This window comes from Pseudomonas sp. SJZ080, assembly GCF_007828295.1.
Lineage (GTDB): Bacteria > Pseudomonadota > Gammaproteobacteria > Pseudomonadales > Pseudomonadaceae > Aquipseudomonas > Aquipseudomonas migulae_A.
This window is the reverse complement of record NZ_VIUK01000003.1, coordinates 460732-485974: the sequence shown is the minus strand read 5'-3', so window position 1 is coordinate 485974 and position 25243 is coordinate 460732. Positions and strand designations below refer to the sequence as shown.

The following is a 25243-nucleotide window of genomic DNA, read 5'->3' as shown; positions in this document are numbered from 1 at the left end:
TGTCTACGGAGAAAAACTATGCAAGCAATTCGTAATCTGGGCCTGGCGCTTGCCGTCCTGTTCGTCGCCGGTTGCGCCAGCTTCACCGATGAATCCAGCCCGAACCTGCCGCGCAATGCGCAGTGGGGCATCGTGCCAATGATCAACTATTCGCAGACGCCGCAGGCCGGTGAGCGCAGCGAGCAGATCCTGCTCAGTGTGCTCAGCAGCCACGGCTTGCAACCGCGGGTTTACCCGGTCAGCACCCAGGGCGAACAAGCGCTGATGGATGACAACGAGCGTCTGGCTGGCGCCCTGGAATGGGCACGTGAACAGAAACTCGATTATGTGATCGCCGGCAGCGTTGAAGAGTGGCAGTACAAGAACGGCCTGGACGGCGAGCCCGCGGTGGGCATCAGCCTGCGGGTACTCGAAGGCAGCAGCGGTCGGGTACTCTGGAGCAAGAGTGGCGCACGTGCTGGCTGGTCCCGTGAAAGCCTCGCGGGCACCGCTCAAACGGTGCTCGACAAACTTGTCGGCGCCCTTCGGTTCGAGTGATCGCAATGAATTCTCCCCACATGGATTACAGCCTGGCGCCTCAAGCCAGCGGCCCGGTGTCTTGGCTGGAAACGTTTCTGGTCACCGGCGCGGCCATCGGCCTGGGCTTGTGGCTGACCCCTGAAGACCCGTTGCAGATACACGGCGGGTTCCCCTGGCCGATCCTGGCGCCGCTGCTGCTGGGCGTGCGCTACGGTTTTGTGCGTGGCCTGTTCAGCGCCAGCCTGCTGGTGCTGGCAATGTTTGCCCTGCGCCGCAGCGGTCTCGAAGGCTACGCCCAGATCGATCCGTCATTCATTGTCGGTGTACTGGTTTGCGGGATGCTGGTGGGTGAGGTTCGCGATCAGTGGATGCGGCGCCTGGAGCGGCTGCAGATGGCCAACGAATATCGTCAGTACCGTCTCGACGAGTTCACCCGGGCGCACCAGATTCTGCGGGTCTCCCACGACCTGCTCGAGCAGCGCGTGGCCGGTAGCGATCAGAGCCTGCGCAGCTCCTTGTTGGGCTTGCGCGAAATATTGCGGGTGATGCCGGACTCGGGCGATGCGTTGACCGCGCTGGCAGACCCGATCACGTCGATGCTTGGGCAGTACGGCGCGTTGCGCGTGGCCGGTCTGTACCGCGTTGACGAGCGTGAAGAAAATGTCTTGCCTGACGCGTTGGCAACGATCGGCGTGATGGGGCCGTTGGGCACCGAGGACGGTCTGGTCAAGCTGTGCCTGGAGCGCGGCGAACTGGTGAGCGTGCGTCAGGAGTTGATTGATTCCGGCACCTCGGCGCAGTTCTCATCGTTGCAGGCGTGCATCCCGTTGATCGATGCCGAGGGTCGTCTGCTGGCAATCCTGGCGGTTCGGCAGATGCCGTTCTTCGCCTTCCAGGATCGCACCCTGAGCCTGTTGGCGCTGCTCGCCGGGCACATCGCCGACCTGTTGCGCCGCGACCCGCATGTGTTGCAACTGCCCGACGCCGATGCCCAGCAATTCACCCTGCAGCTCAAACGCTCGCTGGTGGATGTCGAGAAACACGCATTGCCGGCCGGGTTGTTTGCCTTTGAAATGACCCGTCCCAACGACGAGCTGACGCGTCTGCTGGAGCGCAGCCAGCGCGGTCTCGATCTGCACTTGCCGGTGCGCAACAATCGCGATCATCAACTGTTGCTGGTGCTCTTGCCGTTGACCAGTCCGCAGGGCACCGAAGGTTATCTGGCGCGTATCAACCTGTTGTTGCATGAGCACTTTGGTATTGAAAGTGACATGGCGAGCCTGGGGGTGCGGGTGATGCCTTTCAATCTGGAGCCTGGTTGTGAACGCGACGGGCTGCGTAATTTCCTGTTCAACGAGTGTGGCCTGAATGATCAGCAAGTGGCTGTTTAGCGGAGCCTTGTTGTTAGAGGCGGGCAGCTGGGCCAGTTTGTGGCTCGCGGCGCCCGAGTTACAACAATTGCTGGTGTTCACCTTAAGCCATGGTCTGGCGTGCGCGCTGTTGTGCGGCGCGGTGTGGCTGTTGTTGCCGGCACGCTACCGTGCGCCGTTGCCCTGGAGCCCACTGTTCATTTTCAGCCTGGCGTTCTTTGTGCCGGTGATCGGCACGATTGGTGTGGTCGCGTCGATCTTTCCGGCGCTGTACCTGCCGCGCAAACGCGACAAGCAAGCTTGGCAAGCCGTCGGTATTCCGAGCCTGCCGTATCGCGCGCAGCAGCAATTGCATTCGCCGATCTTTGCCGATGGCGGTTTGCAGGATGTGCTGCGCCATGCGCCCGATCCGGATCAGCGTCTGGCCGCGTTGCTGGCCACGCGACGCATGCCGGGCAAGGAAGCGGTGCCGATCCTCAAACTGGCGCTGGGTGATCCCAGCGACGACGTGCGGCTATTGGCGTACTCGATGCTCGACAAGCAGGAAAGCGACATCAACCTGCGTATCCAGATTGCCTTGGGGCAACTGAGCGGCGCCAATGCCAAAAACGCCGGTACGTTGCATGGCACGCTGGCGCGTTGGTACTGGGAGCTGGCGTACCTCGGCCTGGCGCAAGGCAGCGTGCTTGAACACGTGCTCAATCAGGCCAGCGAACACGCCGCGCAAGGGCTTGAAGCGGGCGAGGGCGGCGAGCTGTTCTTGCTGGCCGGGCGCATTGCGCTGGAGCGAGGTGATATCGAGCGCGCCGAAATGCTCTTGCATCAGGCCCAGGACAACGGCATGGGCGCTGCTCAGGTGTTGCCGTTCCACGCCGAACTGGCGTTCGAGGCCGGTCGTTATCACGAAATTCCCGGGTTGCTCGAGAAGCTTCCCGAGAAAACCCGCCAGCGGCCACCGTTCGCTGAGCTGGTGAGGAGCTGGACATGAATCACAAGGAAGCGGCGCCTACGGCCGACATCTGTCTGCTGCTCGAAGGCACCTGGCCTTACGTGCGCGGCGGTGTATCGAGTTGGATTCACCAGATGATTCTTGGCCTGCCGGAGCTGACCTTCTCGGTGATGTTCATCGGCGGCCAACGTTCGGCCTACCCGTCGCGGCGCTATGAAATCCCCTCGAATGTGCTGCACATCGAAGAGGTGTTTCTCGAGGATGCGACCCATCCGACTAACACCCGCGGAACGCCGCGAGAGGCTGACCCGCAGCAGTTGCTGGATCTTTATCGTTTCCTGCACCACCCGGACGCGCCGGAGCCCGAGCTGGGTGAGCGCCTGCTCGACTGCATCGCGCAGGGCCGCATGACCCTCGACGACGTGCTGCGCAGCCGCGCCAGTTGGGAGGCGTTGAGCGAAGGGTATCGGCTGCATTGCGCCGACCCGTCCTTCGTCAATTATTTCTGGACCCTGCGTTCGATGCAGTCGCCGTTGCTGATGCTCGCCGAAGCGTCACGTAAAATGCCGCGAGCGCGGATGCTGCATTCGATTTCTACTGGTTACGCCGGGTTGCTGGGGTGCATCCTCAAGCAGCGCTGGAACTGTACCTACTTGCTCAGCGAGCACGGGATTTACACCAAGGAACGCAAGATCGACCTGGCCCAGGCCAGCTGGATCGCCGAGAGTTCCGGGCAGGCGCTCAATCGCAGCCTCGACGCCGGCTCGGGTTACATCCGCACCTTGTGGGTACGCTTCTTCGAACGCATCGGTCAACTGACCTACAACAGCGCCGACAACATCATCGCGTTGTATGACGGCAACCGTCAGCGGCAAATCAAGGATGGCGCCGACCCGACCCGCACCCAGGTCATTCCGAACGGCATCGACCTGCCGCAGTGGACCGCGGCATTGGAATCCCGTGCGCCCGGCATTGCGCCCGTGGTGGGCTTGATCGGGCGTGTGGTGCCGATCAAGGACGTGAAAACCTTCCTGCGGGCCATGCGCGGTGTGATCAGCGCCATGCCGGAGGCTGAAGGCTGGATCGTCGGTCCCGAAGAGGAAGACCCGGAATACGTCAGTGAATGCCGCAGCCTGATGGCCAGCCTGGGTCTGGAGGGCAAGGTGCATTTCCTTGGTTTCCAGCGCATCCAGGAGATCCTGCCGAAACTTGGCCTGATGGTGCTCACCTCGATCAGCGAGGCGCAACCGCTGGTGATCCTCGAAGCCTGGGCCGCCGGTACGCCGGTGGTCAGCAGCGACGTGGGTTCGTGCCGAGAATTGATCGAAGGCGGCAGCGCCGAAGACCGCGACCTCGGCCTGGCCGGCAAAGTGGTGGCGATTGCCGATCCACAGGCCACCTGCGCCGCGATCCTCGAACTGCTGCGCAGCCCGCAGCGCTGGCAGGCCGCTCAGGCCAGCGGCTTGTTGCGGGTCAATCGTTACTACACCGAAGCCTTGATGCTGCAGCGTTATCGCGACTTGTATCAAGCAGCCATGGAGAACAATTAAATGGCCGGCATTGGCTTCGAACTGCGCAAGATCCTTTCGCGCGACTCCTACACCGCGACCTTGCACGCCTACATATATGCCGGTCTGATCAGCTCCGGACCCTGGGTGTTATCAATCATTAGCGTGATGCTGGTGGGGATCATCAGCCTGGGCATTGTGATACCCAACACACTGGTGGGGCAGTTTCTGGTGACGGTGACCTATCTGATGGCCACCTCATTGATACTCACCGGTGGCTTGCAGCTGTTCTTCACCCGGTTCGTGTCCGACCGATTGTTCGAGCACCAGTACGAGCAGATCCTCCCCAACTTGTTGGGTATCCTGTTGTTGGTCACGCTCTCTGCCGGCGTGCTGGGCATCATCGTACTGGCCGTGTTGTTCGATCAACCGCTGATCTACCGGGTGCTGGTGCTGTCGAATTTCGTGGTGCTGTGCAACTTGTGGCTGGTGATCATCTTCCTGTCGGGGATGAAGGCCTATAACCGCATTCTGCTGGTCATGCTGGTGGGCTACACGCTGATGGTCGCCAGCGCCTATGTGCTGAGTTTCCTGAAACTACCGGGCTTGCTGCTGGCGCTGTTGATCGGGCACAGCACGCTGCTGTTTCTGTTCCTCTACGACATCCTGCGCGAGTACCGTGCGGAGAAACTGATCGCCTTCGACTTCCTCGATCGTCGCCACGTTTTTCTCAGCCTGCTCGCCACCGGTTTCTTCTACAACTTCGGCATCTGGATCGACAAGTTCCTGTTCTGGTTCAACCCCGGCACCTCGAACATCGTCATCGGTCCGCTGCGCGCGTCTATCCTTTATGACCTGCCGATCTTCCTTGCTTACCTGGCGATCATCCCGGGGATGGCGGTGTTCCTGGTGCGCATCGAAACCGATTTTGCCGAATGGTATGACCGTCTGTTCCGGGCGATCCGCGAGGGTGAAACCTTGCAGCACATTAGCTCGCTGAAAACCGAGATGACCTTGTCGATCCGTCAGGGCCTGCTGGAAATCTGCAAGGTGCAGGGGCTGACGGTGGTGCTGTTGTTCCTGTTCGCACCGCGTCTGCTGGATTGGCTGGGTATCTCCAGCTACTACTTGCCGCTGTTCTATATCGACCTGATCGGCGTCAGTATTCAGGTGGTGTTCATGGCTCTGCTCAACGTGTTCTTCTACCTGGACAAGCGCACGGTGGTGCTGGAGTTGTGCGTGCTGTTTGCGGTGTTGAACGGGGCGCTGACGCTGCTGAGCATGTACCTCGGCCCAAGCTTCTTTGGCTACGGGTTCACGCTGTCGTTGCTGGTCTGTGTACTGCTCGGGCTGCACCGATTGTCCACGGCGCTGGAAGACCTGGAGTACGACACCTTCATGTTGTCATCGCGCTAACGGTACTTGCGGGTATAAAAAAGAGGCACTGGCGATCATCGCCATGTGCCTTTTTTTTCGCTTGATGGCTTCCGACTGACGTCACTTGAAAGGCCAAGGTACGCTGCTAACCTTGTCGTGCCACCGGTGTCGGCAGTGAGCTGTCACTGGCCAGCGACATACGATTTGCCAGTCGCGAAAAAGCCATTCTCTCGCAATGGGAAATCGGCGCCGCGCTGGTGCCGGGTGGTGGCCCCATGGCTCGACTGCCGCGGCTGATGGAGCGTGGGCGCTCACTGGAAGTGCTGCTCACCGGCAACGATATCGATGGCGACCTCGCGGAACGCTATGGCTATGTCAATCGTGCGCTACCCGATGCTGAACTCGACGCGTTCGTCGACACATGGCCCGGCGTATTGCCCGGTTCGACAAGCAGTCGATCACCGACATCAAGCGCCTCGTCGACGCTTCCAGCTTGCCACCGAACGAGGCCATCGCTGCCGAATGGGACGGGTTCATCGGCTCGGTGAAACGTCCGGCGACGCAGCAACGGATCAAACAATTGATGGAGCTTGGCTTGCAGAAAAATGCGGATATTGAAAAACGCCTGGCGTATCACACCGGCACCCTCGGTGACTGATCAAAACGATCTCGTCTATCAGGAGTTACTGTCATGAGCACTGCATTGGAAACCGTTCTCTACACTGCAAAAACCCACACCGTCGGCGGCCGCACGGGCACCGGCAAATCCAGCGATGGCGAGCTGGACGTGAAATTCAGTTCCCCCGGTTCAGGCAAACCGGGGACCAATCCGGAGCAACTGTTTGCACTGGGTTATTCAGCCTGTTTCATCGGTGCGATACAGGTCGCCGCCGGGAAACTGAAAGTCAAATTGCCCGAGGACACGTCGGTGGATGCCGAGGTGGATCTGGGCAAAACCAGTGGCGGGGATTTTCAGTTGGCGGTCAGGTTGAACGTCAATATTCCTGGCCTGGAGGAGGGCGTGAAACGGGAGTTGGTTGAGGCTGCGCATCAGATCTGCCCGTATTCGCGGATGACGCGCGACGGTGTGAAGGTTGAGTTGAAAGTCGTTTGATCGCTGGATAAAAAATCCAGGCAACAAAAAGCCGTGAAGCTTCGATTTCTCGATGCTTTACGGCTTGGTTTTACTGAGTCAGGCAGGCCATGGCCTTGGTGATAAGGTGGCGCAATTGAGTCCCCCACTCTGGCGATCAAGTCAGACGGGACCAGCACAAATTGTTCGCTTTTAACCAATACGCCTACAACTTGAACGTATTTACCACGTTTTTGAGTCGCCAAGCTTCTGAATCCAATTCTGCACAGGCTCTGAGGGTAGAGCCAAGATTGTCATTGGTCTGGCGATTCAACTGGCTGATCTCATGCACATCCCTTGTCAGTTGATCGACGGCTGTTGTTTGCTCTTCAGTCGCGGCAGCGACTGTAAGGCACATCTCATCAATCTCACCGATTTTCGAGACTACTTTCACAAGGCTGGCCCCAGCCTGTTTCGCGACGAGCACGCTTTGGCTGCCGATTTCATTGCTGTGCAGCATGGTTCGGGAAGCCTGGGCGCCGCCGGCCTGTAACGCTTCGATGACCTGGCGAATTTCTTCGGTAGCATTCTGGGTATGATGGGCAAGGTTTCTCACTTCGTCCGCCACAACGGCAAAGCCGCGTCCCGCCTCTCCGGCTCTGGCCGCCTCGATAGCCGCATTCAGGGCCAGCAGATTGGTCTTTGCGGAAATAGTCGAAATGACCTCCAGGACTTTTCCGATGTTGATGGTTTTGGCGTTGAGCTCTTCGATCTGCGAGCGGGTCAGTTCGATATTTGCCTGCAGGTCGCTCATGGCTGTGACTGTGTTCTCGACCAGTTCGCAGGTCGACTCGATCTGCAACCTGGCGCTGGAAGCACCTTTGGACGCCGCCGAGGCGCTGGAGGCGATCTCCTGCGCCGCTGCGCCCAGCTCTTCAATTGCGGCAGCCACGCTCGTGGTGTAACCCGATTGGTGTTCCGATTTTTCCATCGAGGAGTCGGACGCCGACAGTACCCGGCGCGTCGCTTCACCCAAGGCATCCGTCGTCGAGGATACTTCGCTGATAGAAGTGTGGATACGATCGCTGAAGCGGTTGAAGCTCATGGCCAGTTGCCCGAATTCGTCCTTCGACAGGATCGACAATCTACGGGTCAAGTCGGCATCGCCTTGGGCGATATCTTCCATCGCGTGGCTGATCGAATGCAGGGGCCTCATGAGCACGCGAATCAGCAGCCCGAGCATCAGCAAAGTGGCCAGGCCCGCAACAGCCGTCGCGATGATCGCGGAGTTGCGGAACGCGGAGACACTGGCCAGGGCCGCTTGTTTGTCGAGCACGATACCGATGTACCAATCCTGCGAAGGCAGGCCGTTGACCGCTGAAAACAGGGTGAATTTGCTGCCATCAACCGACGTGGCTTCGACCAGCCGGTCGCTCAGGGTCAAGGTGTTGCCCGGAAACAGATCGGCCAGGGTTTTACCTATCAGCGCCTGGTCAGGGTGAACCAGGATCTTGCCCTCTTTGCTCACCAGAAAGGCGTAGCCGTTGCCATCGAACGCCTGGGCATTGAGTGTTTGCGAGATCGTCTCGATTTTCAGGCTGGCGCCCAGTACCCCGAGTGTTTGCTGCCCGGAAGGGATGGCGACCGCCTGGGTAATGATCCGGTAATCGATCCCTGCGCCTACGTAAGGTTCGGTCATCGCGGCTCCGTTGGCGATAGCGTCCTTGTACCACTGGCGCTGTCGGGCGTCGTAGTCCGCAGGCATTTCCCGTGGCGGATAGATCTGAAACTTGCCATCACGGGTGCCGGCATACGTGGCAATGAACTGTTCCATAAGCACTTGGTTTTGTAATGTGGCCTGGACGTTTTCGGCCGTAGGGTTGTGCCCGATAAACTCGGCGACGCTTTTCATCAGAATCAGCCGGCCGGTCAGCCAGCTCTGGATGTCATGCGCCATGGAGGCTGCGAGGGCGCGTGTGTTTTGTTCGATTTTCTGCGCGTTGTCTTCGCGCAGGCGAATGTCATTCAACACGGAAAATGAGCAAAACACCGTCATGATCACCAAGGAGGCGATCAGCAATATCTTCTGATTAAATTTGAGATGTCCCATCGTTCACTCTCCGGGTTTGAATCGGTACACCACGTATTCAGGCTGAGGATTCCGGGGTTGGATTATCAACCCCGGGGCCTTGTTACTTGCGAACGCAATTGCCTCCTTGTAAAAAAACGGAGCTGTCAGTTATCCGAAGTTTGCTTTGTTGTACCTGTTAAAACATCGCGTCAGGATAAAAGCGCCCCTGCGGCAGCCAACTTCATGGCGAACCAAATACTTTGACTTGCGTTATTGGTTGGTAAATTTGTCAGGCGTCCAGCACAGGTTGTGGCTGAAAGTTGTCTGGGTGTTTGGCCGTTACCACAATGCCAAGGTGTAACTAAGGATCAGGCGTGTTTCATCCAGGTCATTACCAAAGTTTGACCTGACGGTTGCGTTTCTGACTTTCAGGCCGACGTTTTTCAGCGAACCTGACTGTATGACATAACCAATGTCGGTGTTGCGCTCCCACTCTTTACCGGTGTTGTTGCCGGCGACCAACGCATTGTCTCCCTGGACATAACGACTCATGAACGTCAGCCCCGGGAGGCCCAGCGCGGCGAAGTTGTAGTCATAGCGCAGCTGCCAGGAGCGTTCCTGGGTATTGGCGAAGTCATTGATCTGGACGAAGTTGACCAGGTACGGATCGCTATTGGCAATGTAGGGGAAGGGGTCGTCACCGCTCATGCGTTGATAGGCTGCGGTGAATACGTTGGAGCCCAGGGTGTAGGACACCAGGCCGTTCGCTGCCCGGTTATCAAGGGGGCGAAAGTTGCCGTCGTCGGTGCTTTTCGAATAGCGCAGGTCGAACTTCAGCGACTGTTGCTCGGCGAGGGGGATCTCGTAGACCACACCACCAAAGTACTGCCGATAGACGTTTTCCAGGTTGCCATAGTACAGGCTGGTGCTCAGGGCCTTGTTGAAACTGTAGGTGCCGCCGGCAAAGCGAAAGTCATCGCTGACGCCGCCAATGCGGTTACCCGTGAAGTCTTGATAATTTGAAGAGCTGTTGAACTTGATTTGCTCCAGCTTGCCGCCTTGCAACATGAGCTTGTCGATGTCCTTCGAAGTCAACAGTGCGCCTTCGAACGTCGCCGGCAGTAAGCGCGTGTCATTGCTCGAGACCACGGGCGTACGGAAGGCGAGTGAGCCGACCTTCAGAATGGTTTCCGATACCTTCGCCTTGGCCGTCAGCTCGAGTTTGGAGTATTCGTCCTGTGAGCCTCGGCCGTTTTTCGAACCAAGGTCCGCCGGCAACAGGCCCGTGCCGCCGGAACCATCACCGCCGTCAAGCTTGATACCGAGCATGCCGACAGCGTCGACGCCCAGGCCCAGAGTACCTGCGGTATAACCCGACTCGAATCGCAACATGGCTCCCTGCGCCCACTCCGCCGCAGAGTCACGTTGGGCGGTGGGCGGTCCGTTACGAAAGTCACGGTTGAAGTAGAAGTTGCGCAGTTCAACGCTGGCCTTGCTGTCGGCAATAAAATCTGCAGATGCCGTGAGTGGGAAAATTAATGCGCAAGTACCCGCGACAGCGAAAGTCGTTTTGATCAACATGCTCTTTATGCTCCAGATAACGGCAGATCTATTGGTTGAGTTTTATCGTTATTTTGAGTGCGCAGTTACATCTACAGTTTTCTGCAGGCAGCACGCGGCAACGGAGTTATTACCCCGTTGTGCGTACTACCGGCGAAAAGAAGAGTGTTTAAATCAATTAATGGTCTTGATGCGGCCAATCACGGAGGCGGCTTCAAAATAGTCACCGGCCTGTTTGGCGATCTGCACCTGACCTTCACAAGGTGCCAGAACCGAGGTTTCCATTTTCATGGCCTCTACAACCGCGATCACTTGCCCGACGCTCACCGACTCGCCGTCTTCGACGACCCAGGTATGCAGATTCCCCGCTACGGGTGTCAGTACCGCCTGTGGATCAGAGACCTCGGAGGGGGCCGTGCTTTCGCTGACGGTGTCCGCTGCGTTCAGGCTGACGCCGCGCAGCAGCGCAGCCGGAAGGCCGAGTTCGTGGCGCTTGCCGTCGATCTCGACAAACGTGCGCAGGATGCCAGGGTCGGCCGATACAACGGCACGTGGGGCGAGAGTGATCTGTTCGGCGAAATCGGTCTCGATCCAGCGCGTGTGTACGGCGAATTTATCGGCACCGGTGAAGTCGTCATGGTCCATCACGGCTCGGTGGAACGGCAGCACCGAGGCGATGCCCTCAATGTTGAACTCAGCCAGCGCGCGCCGGGCGCGGACGATAGCCTGTTCGCGGGTGGCGCCGGTGACGATCAGTTTGGCCATCATCGAATCGAAGGTACTGGGCACTCGCGAGCCGCTTATTACACCGCTGTCCAGACGCACACCCGGGCCAGACGGTGGCAGGAAATCAGTAATCTGACCGGGGGTGGGCAGGAAGCCCTTGCCCGGGTCTTCCGCGTTGATGCGAAATTCGAAGCTGTGGCCACGCGGGGTCGGCGTCTTACTGAAGGACAACGGGAAACCGTCGGCGATCCGCAGTTGTTCGATCACCAGGTCAACCCCAGTAGTCTCTTCGGTCACCGGGTGCTCGACCTGCAAACGGGTATTGACCTCAAGGAACGACAGGGTGCCATCCTGGCTAAGCAGGAACTCCACCGTGCCGGCACCGACATAGCCGGCTTTGGCGCAGATATCCTGAGCAGATTGATGAATACGCTGGCGCTGTTCGTCACTGATAAAGGGCGCTGGCGCTTCCTCCACCAGCTTCTGATTTCGCCGCTGCAAGGAGCAGTCCCGCGTGCCGACGACGACGACCTTGCCGTGCTTGTCGGCGAGGATCTGCGCTTCGATGTGCCGAGGACGGTCGAGGAACTGTTCGACATAGCATTCGCCACGACCAAAGGCCGCTTCCGCTTCGCGCACGGCGGAGGCGAACAATTCAGCCACTTCATCCATGCGCCAGGCGACTTTCATGCCGCGTCCGCCGCCGCCAAAGGCCGCCTTGATGGCAATCGGCAGGCCATGCTGTTCGGCAAAGGCCAGTACTTCGGCGGCGCTTTCGACCGGGCCAGGCGTACCGGCCACCAGAGGCGCACCGACCAGTTGGGCAATTTTCCGCGCCTCGACCTTGTCGCCGAGCACGTCGATGGTCTCCGGATTGGGACCGACCCAGATCAACCCTGCGTCGATCACCGCCCGGGCGAAGTCGGCTCGTTCAGACAAAAAACCATAGCCGGGGTGCACGGCATCGGCGCCGCTGCGTTTGGCGACGGCGATCAGTTTGCCGATATCCAGGTAGGTCTCGGTCGGGCGCTGGCCATTCAATGAGTAGGCTTCGTCGGCTTGGCGCACATGCAGGGCGTCGATGTCCGCGTCGGCATAGACGGCGACAGACTGCACGCCGTAGTCGCGGCAGGCGCGGGCGATGCGGACGGCAATTTCACCACGGTTGGCAATCAGTAATTTTTTCATGGAAGTTTTTTCACATCGGCAGTTGAAGAAGAGGCTTCCGTAATGGCTTGAATCTCTTTGAAGCCGTCCAAAGGGTTGAAGCGAATCTGCGCATTGACAGGGATCTGGCCAGCCAGGTCGAGATGGTAGCTGGCGACTGCGGCGATCACCGGATAGCCTCCGGTCAACGGGTGATCGGCGAGAAACAGAACCGGTTGGCCGCTGGCCGGAACCTGAATGGCTCCGACGGAAGTGCCTTCGCTGGGCAACTCTTGGTGGTTGATGCGATCCAGCGGGGTTTCACCGGCCAGACGAATACCGACGCGGTTGGACTGTGAGGTGACGCGCCAGAGTTGGCTGCTCAGGCGCTGGATAGCTTCTTCGGTAAACCAGTCGGTGCGCGGCCCCATCACCACGTCAAGGGTGACGATGTTAGCCGCCGTCGGTAGTTCAAAAGCCGGGGCTTCGTTCAGCGATACGCTGGTGCCGGTGGTCAGTGTGGCAAAGCCCAGTCGGTCGCCGACGGCGAGCGCCGGGGGCCCAACCTGGGCCAGTGTGTCTGTGGACAGACTGCCAAGCACCGACGTGACTTCAAAGCCACCTCGAATCGCCAGGTAGCTGCGCAGCCCCGCCAGAGGTGAACCCAGGCTGACACGGTCACCCACATCCAGCTCGATGGGCTGGTAGTTGCTTGCCTGCCATTGCAGGCCACTCGCGTTGGTAATGGTGACCGGGGTTTGCGCTCCGGTGACGGCGATCAAGGCACGGCCATGGCAAACGAAGCTCAGGCCGCCGAGTACCGATTCCACACAGGCCATGTCCGAGCGGTTGCCGACAGCGCGGTTGGCTGCCCGCAGGGCGCCCAGGTCCAGCGCGCCGGAACGGGATACGCCTTGGCCGGTCTGGCCGGGACGGCCCATATCCTGCAGTACGCTGTGCAAACCAGGGGTCATGATTTCCAGATAGGCACCGGTGGGTGTAGCGGCACTTGCCGGTACCGAGGGGGCGGGCAGGCCGCCCGCCGGGAGCGGGCCAGCATCGGTGAACCGCACTTTGTAGCCTGGGCGCAGCAAGGCCGATTCAGCGCGGTTCAGGTCCCACATCTGCAAAGGCGTTACGCCGATGATCTGCCAACCACCGGGGCTGGCTTGCGGATAAACACCGCTGAACTCCCCCGCCAGAGCAACCGCACCTGCGGGTATGCGGGTGCGTGGAGTTTGTCTGCGAGGCACCTGGAAATCGGCACCGCCGGTGAGGTAGGCGAAGCCCGGAGCGAATCCGCAAAAGGCCACGCTGTAGTCATGGGCGGTGTGGCGTTGGACCACCTCGGCGCGGCTGATCCCCAGCAGCGTGGCGACCTCGTCGAGGTCTTCACCATTGTAGTGGACGGGAATTTCCACCCGGCGATGCTCGATCGCGCGGCGCTGGCTCAGGTCCTGGCCAGCGATACACACAACGAGCGCCTGCTGTGTAATGGCGCTGGGGCGAAACTGGATCAGCAGGGTTCGTGCGGCAGGAATGATTTCTTCCACGCCCGCAATAGGCTCCGCGATCAGGGCGTCGAACAACGCCAGGGTCTCGTCCAGGTCTTTCAATTCGACGAGCAGGGCGTCCAGGTTGACCGGTAGAAAGCGCACGGGAGACTCCTAGACGTGGTAAGTGCTGTCGGGCACATCGGTGATGAACATGTGGCCGGGCGCATGAGTGATCGCAAAGGGCACACCCGAAGCCGCTACCGCAGCCTGTGGCGTCACACCGCAGGCCCAGAAAACTGGAACCTCGCCAGGCTCAATGCGCACGGCGTCGCCAAAATCGGGTCGGCTCAGGTCCTGTATGCCCAGCAGCGCAGGCTCACCGATGTGCACCGGGGCGCCGTGGACGGAGGGATAACGCCCGGAGATTCCACTGGCCTCTGCCACGCGATCGGGCGGGATCGGGCGCATGGACACGACCATTTCACCCTGTAGGCGTCCCGCCGGACGGCAGGCGCGATTGGTACGGTACATGGGCACGTTGCAGCCATCTGCGATATGCCGCACTTCGATGCCCGCTTCTTGCAAGGCGGTTTCAAAGGTAAAGCTGCAACCAATCAAAAACGCCACCATATCGTCGTGCTCAGCCCAGGCTTGGGTGGCGTCGCTGACTTCCTCGACCATTTTTCCGTCCCTCCAGATGCGATACAGGGGGATATCGGTGCGTAGGTCTGCGCCTTCAGCCAGCAGTGTTCTCGGACTGCCCGCATCGCTGACGTCGAGGACCGGGCAAGCTTTCGGATTGCGCTGGGCGTATAGCAGAAAGTCGTAGGCCCATTCGCGCGGCAAGGCGATCAGGTTGGCCTGGGTCATGCCCGGGGCGATACCGGCTGTGGGGGTTACCAGTCCGCCACGATAGGTTTTGCGTGCTTCCTGGGCGGCGGCAATGGCCGACTGGCGGGCGCGGGCGAAAGCATTCATGGACGATCTCCAGCAAAAGGCCGCAGGGACAGGTTGGCGTGCTCCAGGACTCGGCGCAGTTCGCGAGCCATTTCCACGGCAGCGGGACTGTCGCCATGAACACAGATTGAGTCAGCCTGGATTCGGGTTCGACTGCCATCAATGGCCTCGATGGTGCCGTCTTCGACCAGGCGGAGCATGCGTTGGGCCACTATCTGGGGATCGTGCAGCACGGCCCCCGGCTCGCGTCGTGAAACCAGGGTGCCTTGCGGTGTATAGGCACGGTCGGCGAAGGCCTCCGCGACACACTGCAAGCCCTCGTTACGCGCCAACTCAATCAGCTCGGAGCCGGCCAAAGCCACCAGTATCAGCGTGGGGTCGATGGCACGGATAGCTGCGATCACCGCCAGCGCCTGGCGGCGGTCGTGGGCGATGGTGTTGTACAGGGCGCCGTGGGGCTTCACATAGCGCACCGAGGTGCCCGCGGCCTTGGCCAGGCTTTGCAGCGCGCCGATCTGGTAGATCACGTCGGCAGTCAGCTCATCGCTGGCCAGGTCCATGTTTCGTCGGCCAAAGCCCACTTTGTCCGGGTACGCGACATGGGCGCCGATGGTGACGTTTTTGGCTGCTGCGGCTTTCAGTGTCCGCAGGATGCCCGCCGGGTCTCCGGCATGAAAACCGCAGGCGACATTGGCGCTGGTCACGATATCGAGCATCGCGCCATCGTCGCCCATGCTCCAGGCGCCGAAGCTTTCGCCCAAGTCGCTATTGATATCTATCGTTGGCATTCACGTGACTCCTTTTTCGTTATCAGGCTCAGACGACGTTGAGGAAGGCAAAGATCGGCCCAACGGATTTGAATGCCATGTACCAGGTCAGCATGCAGGTCAGGACACCCAGCACCAGGAGCCAGCGTGGGTAATGGTAACCGCCCATGAGGTCGGATCGGCGCCAGCCGACGTAGATGAAGATGCTCAGGCCGATTGGCAATATCAGGCCGTTGAAACCGCCTGCGAAGAGCAGCAGTGCGGCAGGAGCAGTACCCATCAGAACAAAGATCAGCAGCGATAGGGCGATGAAGACCGTGGTGGCGCGGTTGCGCCCCTGCTCAGTGATGTTCGGCTTGAACACGGTGATAAAGGAGATGGAGGTGTAAGCGGCGCCGATCACGCTGGTGATACTGGCAGCCCAGAGGATGAGACCGAAGACGCGCAGGCCGATCTGCCCGGCCGCTGCCTGGAAGGCTTGTGCGGCCGGATTGGCGCCCTGACCCGAGGTGTCGATGACTACGCCGCTGGCAACAACGCCGAGGATGGCGAGAAACAGGATGTAGCGCATGAGGCCGGTGACCAGGATGCCGCTCAGGGCTGCTTTGGTCACTGCCTTGAGGTTTTCTACCCCGGTAGTACCGCGGTCCAGCAGTTTGTGAGCCCCCGCATAGGTGATGTAACCACCCACCGTGCCTCCGACAATGGTGGTAATGGTGGCGAAGTTGATCTGGTCCGGAAGTACGGTCTGGTAGAGGGCTTCACCCAGTGGCGGGTTAGAGGCAAAGGCTACGAACAGCGTCAGGCCAATCATCACCAGGCCCAGCACGACGATCAGCCGGTCGACCGCCAATCCGGCGCGGTGGGAGAGGAAGATGCCGATGGCCAGCAGGGCGCTCAGACTGCCGCCCCATTTTGCATCAAGCCCCATCAGCGCGTTCAGACCCAGCCCGGCACCGGCGATGTTACCGACGTTGAATACCAGCCCGCCGAAGATCACCAGCACCGCTAGCAGGTAACCACTGCCTGGAATCGCTTTGTTGGCCACATCTGCGGCACGCATTCGGGTCAGGGAGACGATACGCCATACGTTAAGTTGAACCACGAAGTCGATCAGAATCGACGCCAGGATACCGAACGCAAATGCCGCCCCCATCTTGGCTGTGAACGTGGCGGTCTGGGTGATGAATCCAGGGCCGATGGCAGAAGTCGCCATCATGAAAATCGCGGCGATCAAAGAAGCGCGCCGCGCTTTTGTAAACTCTTGAGTGGTCTGTGTCACGGCATCCACGGCATCATTCCTAGGGTGAGAGATACCTTGACAGAGCAATGAGCATGCCAAGAGTCAAGCAAACACCGCGCAATGTAGGTGTATCAATGCTTTTTTGTTGAACAATCCATTTATCATGGTTGAGCTAACTGCACCAAATTGTTACCTCACCCTATAAAAGTGCTACTTAATGAAGCGCACTACACGTTTCGTCCTTGTGCCATGCACTGAGCTCTGATGGAATAATGGAGCGGTTTTTCTCACCTTGGATTTTTTATGAATGACGCCTCTCCCGCTCTTCCTCGAACACTGGGAGAATCCATCACCCAAGAAATACGCAGAATGCTGGTCGAGGGTGAACTCGTGCCCGGCCAACGCCTTTCAGAAGCCGCACTGGCCGAAAACCTGGACATTTCGCGGAACACCTTGAGAGAGGCATTCAGAGTCCTGACGCGTGAAGGGTTGCTCAAACACGAACCCAACCGTGGAGTAACAGTTGCGGAGCCTGACATGGCGTCGATTATCGACATCTACAGGGTGCGCCGTTTCATCGAATGCAAGGCAATCGCCCAAGGTTACCCCCAACACCCAGGCACCCTGCACATGCAAGAGGCCGTCGAATTAGGCGTCCGCGCGCGCGAAGCGAAAGACTGGGTAGCGGTCGGCACTGCTAACATGATGTTCCACAAATCAATCGTCGAACTGGCCGACAGTCCGCGCCTGCTCGTTTTTTATGGGCAGATATCGGCTGAATTGCGGTTGGCCTTTGGTCTGCTCAACGATCCCCAATTCCTGCATTTGCCGTTTCTCGATATGAATGCTTCGATACTTCGATGCGTTGAGGAAGGCCGCTCAGACGAGGCGACTATTATGCTGGATGCCTACCTGGTCCAATCGGAACGAACTGTCTTGGCAGCCTATGAGCGCAGCAGGAACCGATAGTCGACTTGATATGCGGTGCAGGTAGGCCTGTAGCACATCACTCTCGGCGTCCGATTATTTACGAGGTTTTGATAACCGGGAATTCCAAACCGCCTGGAACTCAAAAAACCAGGAAAGCCCCGCCCCCCCCTGTAATCACTGGATTTCAGGCACAAAAAAAGACGTCCGTGGACGTCTTTTTTGTTGAAGTGGTGGAGCCGGGGGGATTTGAACCCCCGTCCGCCAGTACTCCGCTGTCGGTACTACATGCGTAGCCGTGTCTATTAAGTTAACCCTCAGCGACCCGACGGGCAGGGTGCTTTGGGCGAGTTGTGTAAGTTTTAGCCGCTTCGTCCACAACGTACTGCACGGCGATTCTGTTCTATATGACAATCACTTTGGGTTTACAGACATCCCCTGATGATTGCTGGACCCGAAGGTACCAGAAGGGAAGGGCTAAGGCTGCTTACGCAGCGAGAGCGTATTCCCCGTAGGTTTCGTCATTGGCAACTATAGAAAGTTGCAACAGTGGATTTACGAGTTCTGTTACCAACTCGGCATGCACCTAAAGTTTCGCAACCGGCGTCGAATCCTAAACGGCCCCGAGCCTGTTGCTCTGTGAATCGAAGTGAGCAACAAGCATGCGTAGTGTACGCCAACGTGGCTCAGAAGGCCACCCGATGCTTGGCGCGAGTGATCATGGGTTGGGACCTTTGCTCAGTTTGCCAGTGACAATGCCTGGGTGGCCTCGGTGACGCATTTTTTGTCGTCCCCGGTAGCTTTTGAAGCTTCGGCGCTGGCCAGCAGTCTTTTGATCTCCATCGTGGTGTTGTCAGGGCTCGCCGGCAGTGCATTCACTTTGGCTCTGAGCTGTTGCAGCTTGCTCGTACAGAGGTCGTTGTCCGCTGCAAATACGGGAGAGGCCAACAGTGCAGCAGACATGAGCAAACCAGCGATCGCGGTACGTTTCATGGATATTTCCTTGTCCGGGTAGTCTCGGTGCTGCCTTAGGGAGGGGGCTCGGCCGAAGTCGAAAAACAAGCCACGATTGATCGGCCCTACTTAAAAGACTACGACGCGGTGCAGGAATTCGCTTTTCACCCAAAGGCTATGGAAAAAAAGGTCGACGCATGCCCAAACCCCAGAAGCAACAAAACCCGCAGTTGGCGGGTTTTGGCTTGTTTCGCATGGGGTGGAGCCATCCTGAGCGCTCTCTGGCCTGTTGCTCTGTGAATCTTAATGAGCAACAAGCCTGCGAGTTGAACTCCAAGAAAGCCCGCCCGAAGGGTGGCATTGTGCCGGGTTATTTATCGCCTTTGTTCGCGTTCTTGATTTGCTGGATAGTTTGTTCGGTCTCGGCGATGCAATCATTTGTCCCTTCCTTGGTGCCCTTTGCCTGATCGGCTTGGGCTTTCTTGACGCTCGCCATAACCTGATCAGCCATCTCCGGAGGAGTCTGGGCCTTGGCATTTTCGATGGTTTTCAAGTTGACCGCACAGAGGTCTTCTGCGGCAAACGAGGGGGACGCCATCAGCGAGACAGTAACGAACAGACCTAACAGTACAGAACGTTTCATGAGTATCTCCTTGAACTGACGGTCCAGGCATTTGCCGGCCATCAGAACGGGCTGCCGAGTTTGGGTAAGGCCCGGCAATGTCCGGGCTTAATCAGTGGACTGCGGCTGTGCATCAGGGTTCTATTTTTCTTCAGAGGGTCCTCGCCCGGGTGACTCGGTCCACCAGATAGACCAGCCCGTGGTAGTCAATTCCACCGTGTTGTGTCAGACCGATCTCACAGGTGCGACTGGTGGAAATCCCCTCGCTGCACTGCTGCACCGCATCCTTGAGCGTGCGCAGCGAATGGGCGTTCAGCTCCGGTGTGGTAAAGCCTTTGTCGCCGGCAAATCCACAGCAGTGAATACCTTCGGGAATGACCACGGATTTGCTGCACTTGCGCGCCAGATCGATCAGTGCCTGACTTTCCCCCAGGTGCTGAGTGCTGCACGTAACGTGCACCGCGATTGGCGCTTCCTGCGGTGTGAATTCGAGCCTGTCCATCAAATGCGTACGGATGAAACGCACCGGATCGTACAAGTCCAGTCGAACATCACCCAGGTCCTGAACCAGGCGCAGCGTGCAAGGGCTGGTGTCGCAGTAGATCGGGTCGAGCCCGCCACGGCTGGCGTGCAGCAACGCGCCAATCAGCTCCTGGCGTTTGTGTTCGGCTTGCTCGGCGTAGCCCTTGGAGGCGAACGGCTGACCGCAGCAGAGGCTGTCCTGATTGTCCGGAAAAACGACCTGGTAACCGGCTTTTTCCAGCAGACCACGGGTTTTGTCGTACAGCGACATTTGTTCTTTATCACCCGCCGCAGGCCCCATCACCCGCGAGACGCAGGCCGCCAGGTACACCACTCGCGGACGCGCATCCGTCACGGTCGGGCTGAAGCGAATGGCCTTTTCCGGCTGCGGCATGGCATTGGTCCATTGCGGGACGTGACCTTTGGACAGCTTCGTCAGCGTCGCCGAAAGTTTCGCCAGGCGTGGCGCACCCAGCAGCATGCGCGCGCCATTGGCCACATGCAGGGTGAAACGTGCACCTTGCAGTGCGGTGGCGAAATTGCCTTCAAGCCAGTTGGCGGTTTTCGTATGCGTCGCCTTACGGCCGCGAAGCTTTTTCACCAGCTCGCCAGTGTTGATTCCTATAGGGCAACGTTGTGCGCACAAGCCGGTGGCGGCGCAGGTGTCGATGCCTTGGTATTCGTAAGCGGCTTCGAGTTCAGTGGTGTCCACGCCTGCACGTTTCTTCGCCTGAATATCCCGCCAGATCACGATGCGCTGGCGCGGGCTCAGGGTCAGGCCTTTCGAGGGGCAAACCGGCTCGCAGAAACCGCACTCGATGCACTTGTCCACAATCTCGTCGGCGGCCGGCAGCGGTTTCAGATGCTTCAGGTGGATCTGCGGATCGTCGCTGAGCACCACGTCGGGATTGAGAATGCCATTAGGGTCGAGCAGGCGTTTGAGCTGCCACATCAACTGGTAGGCATCGCTGCCCCATTCCAGTTCGACGAAGGGCGCCATATTGCGGCCGGTGCCGTGCTCGGCCTTCAGCGAACCGCCGAATTCCACGGCGACCAATTGCGCGACGTCATCCATGAACGCCTGATAGCGTGCGACTTCTTCCGGGTTGTTGAAGCCCTGGGTGAAGACAAAGTGCAGATTGCCTTCCAGGGCGTGTCCGAAAAGAATCGCTTCGTCGTAGTGATGTTTGTCGAACAGCTCGATCAGACGGTTTACGCCGATGGCCAGTTGTTCCACCGGGAACGTCACGTCTTCGATGATCACCGTGGTGCCGGTTTTGCGCACCGCGCCGACGGCGGGAAAGGTGTCCTTGCGAATCGCCCAGAGACGAGCGTTTTCGACGGGGTCTTCGGTGAAATCGACCTGTTTTTCCACCGGGAATGAGGCCAGCGACGCCATGATTTGCGCCAGTTGCTCGTGCAGCAAAGTGGATGACGCGGCGCGAGATTCGATCAGCAGGGCGCAGGCATTGTTCGACAGATGCTGTACGAAAGCCGGCATGCCGGGTTTGTTCTGCACCGAGCGCAGACTGCGGCGGTCCAACAGTTCCACGGCCGACACCGGTTGGCTTTTCAGCACGGTGACGGCGTTGCAGCAGGTTTCCACATCCGGGAACACGATCAGCGCCGAGGCCTTGTTCGGGTGGTCGATCACGGTGTCGTAAGTCACGGCGCTGATGAACCCTAGCGTGCCTTCGGAACCCACCAGCAAGTGGCTCAAGATATCCACAGGCTCATCGAAATCCACCAGGGCGTTGAGTGACAGGCCAGTGGTATTTTTCAGACGATATTTGTGGCGGATTTTTGCGGCCAGTTCGGAATTGGCGCGGGTCTCGCGGCCCAGTGCCGCCAGACGATCAAGCAGCGTTGCATGGCTCTCGCGAAACGCCGCGACACTCGCTGCATCTTCGGTATCGAGGCGGCTGCCGTCGGCGAGCACCAGGCGAATACCGGCCAGCGTGTGATAGGTGTTTTGCGCCGTACCGCAGCACATGCCGCTGGCATTGTTGGCGACAATGCCACCGATTTTGCAGGCGTTGATCGACGCCGGGTCCGGACCGATCTTGCGCCCGAACGGTGCCAGCCATGCATTGGCCTGCGCGCCGATCACGCCCGGTTGCAGGCGAATTTGCGTACCCTGGCCGCGGATCTCTCGACCGTTCCAGTTATCCCCAAGCACGATCAGCACCGAATCGCTGATGGCCTGGCCGGACAGGCTGGTGCCGGCGGCGCGGAAGGTCACCGGGACTTGATCCCGTTGCGCCAGTCCGAGCAGTGCCACCACTTCGTCTTCGGATTCGACACGGATCACCAGTTTCGGAATCAACCGGTAGAAACTGGCGTCGGTACCGAAGGCCAATGTCGACAGCGGATCATCGAAACGTCGCTCTTGGGGGATCAGTTTCTGTGCATCTCGCAGGAAAGCCGCCGGTAGATTCATTGGTCCTCCAGGATCAAAACCACCAGGTCTTTCGGGCCGTGGGCGCCGTAAGCCAGGACTTGCTCGATGTCGGCGGTCTTCGAAGGGCCGGAGACCAGCAACGCGTTGGTCGGCATACCTTGCGCCCAGTTGAATTCCTGTTGCACCTGATAGAAGTTGTCGCGGATTTCACTGGCCTTGAGCAGGGCGAAATGCACCGGCGGCACCAGGCTCATCAAGCGCGGTTCTTCCCGCGTCGGCCAGAGAATCAGACTGCCTGTGGCGGCGATTGCTCCGAGGGTCGCGGTCAGACTGGCAGGTGTGTCGTTGAACAGTTCGGCTTTCCATTCTTCAACCGGACGGTCGTAGGACTTGAGCGTGGGCAGGCCAGAATTGTTCGCCCAGTGCTGAGCGATACGTTGACCATGAGGCGTAGTCGGCGCGATCAACAGGCTTGGCAATTGGCGATCGCGCAGCAATTGCGCCAGCAGCGCTGGCCAACCGTCGCCTGATGTCAGATGGATTTCGGTGTGCACCGCTTCCATCAGTTTGCGCAACTGCGGGATCCGTTGCTCGGGTGCATAGGTGTAGGGCGCGGTCACCAGTTCGACATTAAATTCGTCAGGCACGGGCGTGGTGCCGGTCAGGCTGTTGCGTAACTTGGCGAGGATATTTCGTTTGGCGCTCATCAGCGGTCTCCCTGTTTGGCCAGATGCTCGCGGGCCATGTCGTGCAGTGAGCGGGCAGCGGGTTTCGGGGCGCTGTGGTTTTGCGTCCACGGGCCGACGTTACTCGGGGCGAGGCTGCGCAGGCGCGTGGCGACAAAGCCGAACAGGCGATACAGCGTCGGCGAGCTGTTGAGTTTCGCCCAGGCATTCCAGATAAAACGCTCCTTGCGCGAATACTTGCTGCCTTGGCCACGCATGACTTGATGCGGACTGTCTGGGGCTTTGACGTTCTCTTCCCGTAGGCGGCGCAGCAACGCAGGGATAGGAATTTTTACCGGGCAGACTTCTCCGCAAGCACCGCACAGCGAGGATGCACTCGGATGATCCGGCACTTTCGCCAGGCCGACCATGTGCGGGGTGATGATTTTTCCGATAGGCCCAGGGTAAACCTCCCCATAGGCGTGGCCGCCAATTCGAGTGTAGACCGGGCAATGATTCATACAGGCGCCGCAGCGGATGCAGTTCAGGGTCTGGCGCAATTCGCTGTCGGCAAAGGCTTGGCTGCGACCGTTGTCCAGCAGCACAAGGTGCACTTCATGTGGGCCATCGCGTTCATCGTCCTTGCGTGGGCCGGAGATCATGTTGACGTAAGTGGTGATCGGCTGGCCAAGGGCCGAGCGGGTCAGCAGCGACAACAGCGGCACCACGTCACGCAGGTTTTCCACGACTTTTTCGATGCCGGTGACGGCGATGTGCACCGGCGGCACGGTGGTGGTCATGCGGCCGTTGCCTTCGTTTTCCACCAGCAGCAGGGTGCCGGTTTCGGCCACGGCGAAGTTGACGCCGGAGACGCCGATGTCCGCTTCGAAGAATTTCTGCCGCAAGACTTTGCGACCGATCTGAATGAGTTGGTCAACGTCCTTGGTGTATTCCACGCCAAGTTTGTCGTGGAACAAGGACGCGACCTGACCGGCGTTCTTGTGGATTGCCGGCATAATAATGTGTGAAGGCTTCTCGTGGTCGAGCTGGACGATGTACTCGCCCATGTCCGACTCCAGGCATTCAATGCCCTGTTCAGCGAGGAAATGATTCATCTCCATCTCTTCGCTGACCATCGATTTGCCCTTGATCACTTGCCGCCCCTCGTGAGCGCGGATGATCGAGAGGACGATGCCATTGGCTTCGTCCACCGTTTCCGCCCAGTGCACTGTCACACCGTTGCGGATCAGGTTCTGTTCAAGCTGCTCGAGCAGGTCGGGCAACTTCGATAACGCACGGGCGCGGACAGCATTGCCCAGCGCGCGCAAATGTTCTCTTTCATGGGCATCGCTGAAGGACGTTGCCCGTTTTGTCATCAGTGAATCCATCGCAGTGCGAAAGTTGTTTCGCAACTGCTTGTCACCCAATGCCGTGTGAGCGCGGGTGCGAAAATCTTCTTCTACGGCAACCGTAGGAATAATCGCGGAAGCGTTCATTGGCCGCCTCCGGTTCGCTGCCAGAGGAAACTGGCCAGATGCTGACCGCGCAACGCTTCCTTCTGTTTCTCCAGCGAGCCGTTGATGTTCATCAGGCAACCGCAGTCGGCACTGAGTACCTTGTGCGCGCCGGATTCCTTCAACGACCGAGTCTTGTCAGCCACCATCGCCCCGGAAATGTCTGGCATACGGACGCTGAATGTCCCACCAAAGCCACAGCATTCACTTTCATGGCCATGGTCGACGCGTTCCACGTTGTCCAGCTGCGCCAACAACTCGCGGCCGTGCAGGTGGGTGTTCATCTCACGACGTGCCGAGCACGAGGTGTGTAACGCCACTTTTACCGGCTCGCCGCTGTCCTTGAGCTGCACCTTGCAGACAAACAACAGAAACTCGGCCAACTCATAAGTCCGGGCGGCCAGCGCCTGAACCTGTTTCAGTGTTTGCGGCTCGTCCTTGAACAAGTCGGCGTAGTGTTCGCGCAACATGCCGGCACACGATCCCGACGGCACCACCACCGGATAGTCGCCAGCGAACAGCGCCAGTTGCGCCCGCGCCACGGTCCGGGCCTGGTCGGTGTAACCGGAGGTGTAGGCCGGTTGTCCGCAGCAGCTTTGTCCTTGCGGGTACTCGACACGAATGCCTTCGCGTTCCAACAGGTGAATCGCATCCATCCCGGCTTCCGGGTAGAACAAATCCACCACGCAGGTCCCGAACAGGTAGACCCGTGACGGTTTTTCGCTGGGATATTGCCGAGGCTCGGGCAGGGGCGGGGCGACGCGGGTCGCGTTCGGCACTGCGTTGTAAAAAAGCTCGCTCATCAGGCGTGTCTCCGGGTGGGCCCGGTTATCCGTCCGCTGAGGCTGCCGAATATAGAGAGTGATTCTTTCAGCAG

The 25243-nt window shown here is 59.2% G+C and carries 21 protein-coding genes, 1 other RNA gene and 1 pseudogene; 9 read left to right on the top strand and 14 right to left on the bottom strand.

The genetic code is table 11. The features are described 5' to 3' along the window. The first annotated feature begins 18 nt into the window (after window positions 1-18). From FBY04_RS07045 to FBY04_RS07015, 8 genes and pseudogenes are all read left to right on the top strand, one after another. Window positions 19-537, top strand: coding sequence for a penicillin-binding protein activator LpoB (locus FBY04_RS07045; protein ID WP_084321813.1), 519 nt, complete (start codon window positions 19-21; stop codon window positions 535-537). Between the two features lie 5 nt (window positions 538-542). Then, complete coding sequence (locus FBY04_RS07040; protein ID WP_145314851.1) at window positions 543-1910, top strand: PelD GGDEF domain-containing protein; 1368 nt, start codon at window positions 543-545, stop codon at window positions 1908-1910. After that, window positions 1888-2877 carry a HEAT repeat domain-containing protein gene (locus tag FBY04_RS07035; RefSeq protein WP_145314850.1) on the top strand — a complete coding sequence of 330 codons (990 nt, stop codon included), beginning with the start codon at window positions 1888-1890 and terminating at the stop codon, window positions 2875-2877. Before FBY04_RS07040 ends, FBY04_RS07035 begins: the two co-directional genes overlap by 23 nt. After that, window positions 2874-4388: a GT4 family glycosyltransferase PelF gene (gene pelF, locus FBY04_RS07030; RefSeq protein WP_084321816.1), complete on the top strand. Its 1515-nt coding sequence runs from the start codon at window positions 2874-2876 to the stop codon at window positions 4386-4388. Before FBY04_RS07035 ends, pelF begins: the two co-directional genes overlap by 4 nt. Next, window positions 4389-5762, top strand: a complete 1374-nt coding sequence (gene pelG, locus FBY04_RS07025; RefSeq protein ID WP_145314849.1) for an exopolysaccharide Pel transporter PelG — start codon at window positions 4389-4391, stop codon at window positions 5760-5762. A gap of 140 nt (window positions 5763-5902) precedes the next feature. Beyond that, a pseudogene (locus tag FBY04_RS32635) lies at window positions 5903-6067 on the top strand (enoyl-CoA hydratase/isomerase family protein); the annotation flags it as partial. Window positions 6068-6144: 77 nt separating this feature from the next. Continuing rightward, on the top strand, window positions 6145-6381 hold the full coding sequence (locus FBY04_RS32630) for a hypothetical protein (protein ID WP_256666787.1): 237 nt from the start codon (window positions 6145-6147) through the stop codon (window positions 6379-6381). A gap of 33 nt (window positions 6382-6414) precedes the next feature. Continuing rightward, window positions 6415-6837: an organic hydroperoxide resistance protein gene (locus FBY04_RS07015; protein WP_084321818.1), complete on the top strand. Its 423-nt coding sequence runs from the start codon at window positions 6415-6417 to the stop codon at window positions 6835-6837. Between the two features lie 184 nt (window positions 6838-7021). On the opposite strand, the gene FBY04_RS07010 is transcribed toward FBY04_RS07015, so the two are convergent. The 7 genes from FBY04_RS07010 to FBY04_RS06980 all read right to left on the bottom strand — a co-directional run bounded on the left by FBY04_RS07010 (window position 7022) and on the right by FBY04_RS06980 (window position 16800). Next, complete coding sequence (locus FBY04_RS07010; RefSeq protein WP_145314848.1) at window positions 7022-8905, bottom strand: methyl-accepting chemotaxis protein; 1884 nt, start codon at window positions 8903-8905, stop codon at window positions 7022-7024. Window positions 8906-9205: 300 nt separating this feature from the next. Further along, window positions 9206-10447, bottom strand: a complete 1242-nt coding sequence (locus tag FBY04_RS07005) for an OprD family porin (RefSeq protein ID WP_084321820.1) — start codon at window positions 10445-10447, stop codon at window positions 9206-9208. Window positions 10448-10600: 153 nt separating this feature from the next. Further along, on the bottom strand, window positions 10601-12340 hold the full coding sequence (locus FBY04_RS07000) for a biotin carboxylase N-terminal domain-containing protein (protein WP_145314847.1): 1740 nt from the start codon (window positions 12338-12340) through the stop codon (window positions 10601-10603). Continuing rightward, window positions 12337-13956, bottom strand: a complete 1620-nt coding sequence (locus FBY04_RS06995; RefSeq protein ID WP_145314846.1) for a 5-oxoprolinase/urea amidolyase family protein — start codon at window positions 13954-13956, stop codon at window positions 12337-12339. Before FBY04_RS06995 ends, FBY04_RS07000 begins: the two co-directional genes overlap by 4 nt. A gap of 9 nt (window positions 13957-13965) precedes the next feature. Continuing rightward, entirely contained in the window at window positions 13966-14772 is an 807-nt protein-coding gene (locus tag FBY04_RS06990; RefSeq protein ID WP_084321823.1) for a putative hydro-lyase, read from the bottom strand. Then, the gene (locus tag FBY04_RS06985) at window positions 14769-15539 is read right to left on the bottom strand and encodes a LamB/YcsF family protein (RefSeq protein ID WP_084321824.1); all 771 of its coding nucleotides are present in this window, start codon (window positions 15537-15539) and stop codon (window positions 14769-14771) included. Before FBY04_RS06985 ends, FBY04_RS06990 begins: the two co-directional genes overlap by 4 nt. A 28-nt stretch (window positions 15540-15567) precedes the next feature. After that, window positions 15568-16800, bottom strand: coding sequence for an NRAMP family divalent metal transporter (locus tag FBY04_RS06980; protein WP_145314861.1), 1233 nt, complete (start codon window positions 16798-16800; stop codon window positions 15568-15570). A 264-nt stretch (window positions 16801-17064) separates the two neighbouring features. On the opposite strand from FBY04_RS06980, the gene FBY04_RS06975 reads away from it, so the two are divergent. Continuing rightward, window positions 17065-17730 carry a GntR family transcriptional regulator gene (locus FBY04_RS06975; RefSeq protein WP_084321825.1) on the top strand — a complete coding sequence of 222 codons (666 nt, stop codon included), beginning with the start codon at window positions 17065-17067 and terminating at the stop codon, window positions 17728-17730. 189 nt (window positions 17731-17919) lie between these two features. Here FBY04_RS06975 and ssrA read toward each other — a convergent pair. The 7 genes from ssrA to FBY04_RS06940 all read right to left on the bottom strand — a co-directional run bounded on the left by ssrA (window position 17920) and on the right by FBY04_RS06940 (window position 25169). Continuing rightward, window positions 17920-18313: a transfer-messenger RNA gene (ssrA, locus tag FBY04_RS06970) on the bottom strand. A 113-nt stretch (window positions 18314-18426) separates the two neighbouring features. Continuing rightward, window positions 18427-18681, bottom strand: coding sequence for a hypothetical protein (locus FBY04_RS06965; protein WP_145314845.1), 255 nt, complete (start codon window positions 18679-18681; stop codon window positions 18427-18429). Between the two features lie 331 nt (window positions 18682-19012). After that, window positions 19013-19285, bottom strand: coding sequence for a hypothetical protein (locus FBY04_RS06960; RefSeq protein ID WP_084321827.1), 273 nt, complete (start codon window positions 19283-19285; stop codon window positions 19013-19015). A gap of 130 nt (window positions 19286-19415) precedes the next feature. Further along, window positions 19416-22226: an FAD-binding and (Fe-S)-binding domain-containing protein gene (locus FBY04_RS06955; RefSeq protein WP_145314844.1), complete on the bottom strand. Its 2811-nt coding sequence runs from the start codon at window positions 22224-22226 to the stop codon at window positions 19416-19418. After that, window positions 22223-22894, bottom strand: coding sequence for a lactate utilization protein (locus FBY04_RS06950; protein ID WP_145314843.1), 672 nt, complete (start codon window positions 22892-22894; stop codon window positions 22223-22225). Before FBY04_RS06950 ends, FBY04_RS06955 begins: the two co-directional genes overlap by 4 nt. Continuing rightward, a complete protein-coding gene (locus FBY04_RS06945) occupies window positions 22894-24348 on the bottom strand; it encodes a LutB/LldF family L-lactate oxidation iron-sulfur protein (RefSeq protein WP_145314842.1) in 1455 nt (484 codons plus the stop codon). The genes FBY04_RS06950 and FBY04_RS06945 overlap by 1 nt, the downstream gene beginning before the upstream one ends. After that, entirely contained in the window at window positions 24345-25169 is an 825-nt protein-coding gene (locus FBY04_RS06940) for a (Fe-S)-binding protein (protein ID WP_084321831.1), read from the bottom strand. Before FBY04_RS06940 ends, FBY04_RS06945 begins: the two co-directional genes overlap by 4 nt. Between the last annotated feature and the right edge of the window lie 74 nt (window positions 25170-25243).